General features: G+C 37.6%; 13 protein-coding genes. All 13 read right to left on the bottom strand.

Translation table 11 applies throughout. The features are described 5' to 3' along the window. On the bottom strand, positions 1-440 hold a 440-nt coding region (locus VF06_RS38710), incomplete at its 3' end, for a hypothetical protein (RefSeq protein ID WP_143874549.1). A gap of 2 nt (positions 441-442) precedes the next feature. After that, complete coding sequence (locus VF06_RS38705) at positions 443-631, bottom strand: hypothetical protein (RefSeq protein WP_143861817.1); 189 nt, start codon at positions 629-631, stop codon at positions 443-445. A 38-nt stretch (positions 632-669) separates the two neighbouring features. Then, a complete protein-coding gene (locus tag VF06_RS38700; protein WP_099072731.1) occupies positions 670-942 on the bottom strand; it encodes a hypothetical protein in 273 nt (90 codons plus the stop codon). Between the two features lie 255 nt (positions 943-1,197). Beyond that, complete coding sequence (locus VF06_RS38690) at positions 1,198-1,449, bottom strand: hypothetical protein (RefSeq protein WP_099072729.1); 252 nt, start codon at positions 1,447-1,449, stop codon at positions 1,198-1,200. After that, on the bottom strand, positions 1,446-1,868 hold the full coding sequence (locus tag VF06_RS38685; protein WP_099072728.1) for a hypothetical protein: 423 nt from the start codon (positions 1,866-1,868) through the stop codon (positions 1,446-1,448). The genes VF06_RS38690 and VF06_RS38685 overlap by 4 nt, the downstream gene beginning before the upstream one ends. Before the next feature lie 184 nt (positions 1,869-2,052). Then, complete coding sequence (locus VF06_RS41895) at positions 2,053-2,226, bottom strand: hypothetical protein (protein ID WP_180267845.1); 174 nt, start codon at positions 2,224-2,226, stop codon at positions 2,053-2,055. Further along, a complete protein-coding gene (locus tag VF06_RS41890) occupies positions 2,226-2,390 on the bottom strand; it encodes a hypothetical protein (protein WP_180267968.1) in 165 nt (54 codons plus the stop codon). Before VF06_RS41890 ends, VF06_RS41895 begins: the two co-directional genes overlap by 1 nt. A gap of 13 nt (positions 2,391-2,403) precedes the next feature. After that, positions 2,404-2,733: a hypothetical protein gene (locus VF06_RS38680; RefSeq protein WP_099076483.1), complete on the bottom strand. Its 330-nt coding sequence runs from the start codon at positions 2,731-2,733 to the stop codon at positions 2,404-2,406. Continuing rightward, complete coding sequence (locus VF06_RS38675) at positions 2,730-2,957, bottom strand: helix-turn-helix domain-containing protein (protein WP_099076484.1); 228 nt, start codon at positions 2,955-2,957, stop codon at positions 2,730-2,732. Before VF06_RS38675 ends, VF06_RS38680 begins: the two co-directional genes overlap by 4 nt. Positions 2,958-3,177: 220 nt before the next feature. After that, positions 3,178-3,372, bottom strand: a complete 195-nt coding sequence (locus VF06_RS38670) for a hypothetical protein (protein WP_099076485.1) — start codon at positions 3,370-3,372, stop codon at positions 3,178-3,180. A 660-nt stretch (positions 3,373-4,032) separates the two neighbouring features. Beyond that, entirely contained in the window at positions 4,033-4,476 is a 444-nt protein-coding gene (locus VF06_RS38660) for a response regulator (protein WP_099072208.1), read from the bottom strand. Continuing rightward, positions 4,476-4,745: a hypothetical protein gene (locus VF06_RS38655; RefSeq protein WP_099072209.1), complete on the bottom strand. Its 270-nt coding sequence runs from the start codon at positions 4,743-4,745 to the stop codon at positions 4,476-4,478. The genes VF06_RS38660 and VF06_RS38655 overlap by 1 nt, the downstream gene beginning before the upstream one ends. A gap of 78 nt (positions 4,746-4,823) precedes the next feature. After that, positions 4,824-5,151: hypothetical protein (locus tag VF06_RS38650; RefSeq protein WP_218964552.1), on the bottom strand; the 328-nt coding region annotated here is incomplete at its 5' end.

Below are 5,151 nucleotides of genomic sequence, written 5' to 3'. Positions count from 1 at the left end.
TTTATGTAATGCCCCAATGCGTAAAAGTCCGCTTGGCTTTCTTTCAGTTCTGTAGCGTGTTCTATAAACAGGGATTTAGCCCCTAGTATAGCCAAATTGCGCTCCTTTTGGGTTGCTGCTGTACGTAGCCAGTTGAGATAGCAGTTAAGGCTTTCCTCGGGGCTTGTAACGTCTGCGCACGGATCGTTTTTCAATTGCCTTAATATCCAATCCAGTGCCTCGACTGCTTTTGCCCGTCCGAAGTCATCAATAAACGTTGGTGTCCATTCGGTAATGGCTACTGCTGTATCGCTTTCGAGTGCTTTTTTGAGTAGCTGGGCGAATTGCTCCGCGCGGTCTAGCACCTCATCGAGTTCCGAAGGGATAAGATTACCAAGAATCTTTTTTACGTGTTTAGCGAACCAATCGCGGATTTGCTCAAAGATGTTTTGTTTTGCCATAGTTAATGATATTGAAGTGATGATAAATCTATTTGTCTTTTATTGTAAATGTGTTTTTTCAGTTGATGGCGGTACTTAGTTCCATGCCTAATATATTCACCAGTAGCGTACCAGGGCTTATCGCCCCACCATGCATTACCGTGAAGAAAACCGCTATTGCCATGTAAAAATGCCAATTCTTCAAAGGTCACATATTCGATTGATTGTTTAAATTCACGCTTTGTCATCGTTAAACGGTTTGATAAATACTTTCTTCTATTAGTTCGGATATGTCCATTGGTGGTTGAAGCTCGCGGAATTGCTTCATATCAAAGTAAGGCTCGTAAAACCCATTTATGTCAAATGCATTTTCGTTAGGTATTTCGCACAAGATAATAGCAGGTTCACCTTCAACCATATCAATATCTTCAATGGTGTAAATTATACCCATAACAGGGTAATTTACATTTGGCAGTTTAAAATTAAAATCTTCCACCAATTCGACTAAGCTACCTACTTTCATTGTTTTTTATTTTATCAGTTAGTATTTGTAGTATTTCAGAGTAGTTAGATGGGGTGATAATTAAATTAATATGGTCATAATTGCTCCAATATAAAATTATCTTATTATTTTCGCATATGTACATGTATTCTAAAGGAAATTCTTTCCGCTCTTTAATCTGCACCTTATTCCACTTTTCATCATCCACATACCCCACCTTTATTAAATCATGTCTTAGCTTGTTTAAAAGCTCGAAGTTATCAGGACAGTAGATAATCATGATGTAGTAAGTTTATGTTCCCCAATTGATATTATTCTGTCATCCTTCACACTATAATAAATAGCAACAGGATATGCTGTCATTACCCTTCCGTATCCATCCCATGCAAAGCACATATACTGTTTATCAGGTTTTTCTTTTGCCATTTTACGCGCAGCAGATAGTAGTTTAGGCTCATTTTGCTTAAAAGCCTTGTACACATCGGGGTCAATTTCTTTCAGTGTATAAAAATCAAGTTTACCACTCATAACATTAGCCCTTTATCGGTTAGTAATTGCTTTATGGATTCGTAGGATTCTGAAACTATTATATAAACATTTGGTGAATGATAGTTGTATTCATACATGACTTTTGCGCCTTCATTTTCTGGAATTATATCATTTATCTTAAATACATTAAACAGCCTCTTGCCTTGTTCTGTGCTCAACTCTACAAACATACCCTTACCGCTTTCTTTTGCTTTGGCTTCTTCGTAGGGTATTAGATCGGATTCAAGGAAATAGTCGCCATCTTCTCCCACGTATGAATTATCGCATATCCATTGGCCTGCATTTACATCAAAATACTTAGCATACAAATAAGGTTGCCCTGTCTCTTTGGCTAATCTCCAAGAAACCGAACCTTCTCGCGCTTCTTCTGTAGGCACCACTTTAGTTAGAAATTTCATATTTTTTTTGTTTTTAGTTGAAAATCAAGATTAATACTATTACGCCCAATATCCAGGCAAATATTCCCGCTACTCTTTCTGTGTGCTTATCCATATGCTTTTATTATGTAGTAAGCTAAAAGGGCTGCACCTGCATAAACGGGTAGTTCAACGAATAGTACACGGAGTAGGATTTTATTACGGCTCATTTTTCAGGATTGTAGAATATTACTGCCAGAAAAATTATAGCCCCTATGGCTATCATTGATGCGCCCATGTAAGTAGCCCCAATATCCAAAGCAAAGCCGCCTAGCACAATTACACATACGCTAAACACAAAAGCATCACCTACATGCGATTTGTCTTTCTTTTCGCTCATTACCTGCTGATTTTATGAAATGAAAGATACATTAATAACACCCCAGCAAAACTGGCAATAGCACACATACCAATCAGCCCCATATCAAAACAAAATGCACCAATTGATACTATTGTGAAGCCTGTAAAGAACATCTTTCTTTCTGCTTTAGTTTCCTTTGTCATGTGTTGATCTTTTTTAGTTTACACTTAAAGAATTACATACAGGGCATCTACAATCATCATAGTCCCCTGTATCTGCAATTGCACCGCCGCCCATTAAATATTCACTACTTCCAAACCATCCGCATTTTTCGCATTCTGCATCAAACCAGTGCCTTTCATTGTCGGGCAGTTTTTCAAAGTATTTATGCCCAAACTGCAAATTGTGCATAGCGTGATATAATGCCTCTATTTGTCCGTCTATTTTATAGTGTTCTTCATCACTCTTAACGCTATGATGTTTGCTAGACACCTCTTTAAGTAATTCATTTAATACTGTCAGGTGTGCTTCTGTTATTAGCCTCATAGTTCATCCATTTTAGGCAGTAAATCAGATACCTCACAGTTAAGACCCTTTGCAAGACGGTACAGGGTGTGTATGGAAACATTACGTCCTTTCCATATGCTATAGATAATAGAACGATCCATTTCTATTAGCGGTTCCAGTTGTTTAGGCATTACGTTTTTACTGTGCATGATTTCGCGAAGTTTGTAGCCCACTTTCTTTTCTAATTCTTTGATTTTTACCATATGATTCTTTTGCCCCCAAACCCCGCTTTAGGGTCGGGGCGGCTGGGTTAATTATGAATATTCCTTTTAGGATAACACTCTATACAATAAGGTGGACTGTTTTTAGTAATGCTAATATTATTGCCATCTACATAATGATATAAATGTTTAAAGCAAAACACATTCATACACCTTCTACATTTACCTGATGTTTTCTTAACAACTTCACACCCACACGATGCTACAAACGGCTTATTTCTTCCCATGTGTATTTTTCTTTCAACCTAGCTATTGCTTTTTCAGTACACATATACGCATTAATATTACCTGTACATGTACACTTACTGATTCCTAATCCAGATAATTCAACACCTGGTTCAGCTTCAACTTGCCATTTACCTTTCAGGCTTTGTGTGTAATAGATTGTGATTTGCATATCTTTTTGTTTTGTTACACAAAGATAATGACGTTTAGATAATAAACAAATAAATTACTAAATATTTTAAAAAATAAATAACCCCTGCTAAGACTAGCAAGGGTGGATATATAGTATAAGAGAGAGAAAAGGGGGGCTGCCCTATGTTATGTATAGGTCAGGTCAATCACTTGATTTCCTGTTTATCATTCGTAAAACTATATCCTTATAGTCAAGATTAAACATTACTGTCATCAGTTCTTTGCTTACCATTGTAGCGATAGGAACCATTATGTAGGATGCCTTATCCCATTTGAAATAGGCGCATAGTATTGATGTTACAATGCCGCAAAACAAACCTGCTCCAAATGTAGCACACACGCTCCAAAATGTAATTTTCCTACCCTGCAAAATCTCATAGGATATTTCCCGATAATACCTACCAGCATCCCGAATACTGTACTTAAAATCCATACCCACGCCTTAGTGAATAGGGCAATTGTTTCGTTTTTAATTTCGTCTATCAAGGTAACCGGGATTTGAGAGCTTGTAAAAGTTCTTTCTTGTCGTTTTCAAGGGATTTTATTCTTTCGTTTTTGGCTTTATCATTGGATTTTAGCCACATGCCCCAGCCCGTTAAAAGGGTTCCTCCCACACCTAAAATCCATGTAATAAGCTCCATCATTCGTAGCGATTAAGCAAGTCTTTTATTATCCTTGCATTATTCTTACGCAATATACTATTTTCTACTTTAGGGTAAAGGTCTTTTACCCAATTGGCTACCTTCAAAAAGGCTCCTTCTTTGTCGTCTTTGTTGATGTACTTGTATATGCCCTCGTTTACGTATTCAATTACCGCATCTACATCGTTTGTATCGCTCATTACGATGAAATAACAGTCCGGGCGTACCTGCTTTACCCTTCGGATTATATCAATGCCAAAAACGCCTTTTAATTGATGGTCTATGATACATATGTACACATCATCGGATAGGCTGCTTAAAAACTGCTGATGATCGGCAAAAAGGCGGTAATTATTGATACCCGTATTCTTAAAATGCTTGTCCAGCACTTTTAAAAATACATGGTTGTCATCAAGGGCATATGTTAGTATTGCTATCTCCATTAGTCACGCGGAGCATTCGGGTCTAACTTAACAGGCTCAACACCCAGAAAACGCGCCAATACAGACACAAAGCCCGTAAATACGGCCATGTACTTTAGTATCAGGTTTTCCGTTGGTATGCTTACGCCAAAATCCGTTAGATTGATTTGGATAGACAGAAATGCATATATCGCAGTAATCCATGTTAGGGCGCGTACTGTTTTGCGCACCCACATTGGCGTAGGAGTATCCAAAGAAATTACTGTCTTTTGTGCTGTTTCGGTTGCCATAATGAATATTTTTAGTAATTTTGAATTGCGATAATTATTCAAAATAGACCACTAAGCTGTCCTAACAGGGCGGCTTTTTTATTTGTACCGCCCTGCTAATTTATCCGCTTCGGCTTTCTTTTCTTTCCTGTATAACCTTATTTCATTGAACAAAACCAAAACAAAAAACACATACTCATTTGCTCCAAATTCATAAGGGTTAAAGAAAAGCCAATCTGATATAAAGTTTACTGCGCCTGCCAAAAACAACCTGATAGATAGTTTATCCATCTTGGCTGTAGTAGGAAAGAACAACGCACCCGCTACCAATAGTTCATAGATAGACAACCCTATGTAAAAAGCACGGTCGGCCATTTCTTCGCTACCCCAAATAGTGCGTATGCGCGTTATCAGGGATATGAATGTA

Origin of the sequence: Nostoc linckia z4 (assembly GCF_002608075.1) — a bacterium.
Taxonomy (GTDB): domain Bacteria; phylum Cyanobacteriota; class Cyanobacteriia; order Cyanobacteriales; family Nostocaceae; genus Nostoc; species Nostoc linckia.
This window is presented reverse-complemented; position numbering and strand designations above follow the sequence as displayed.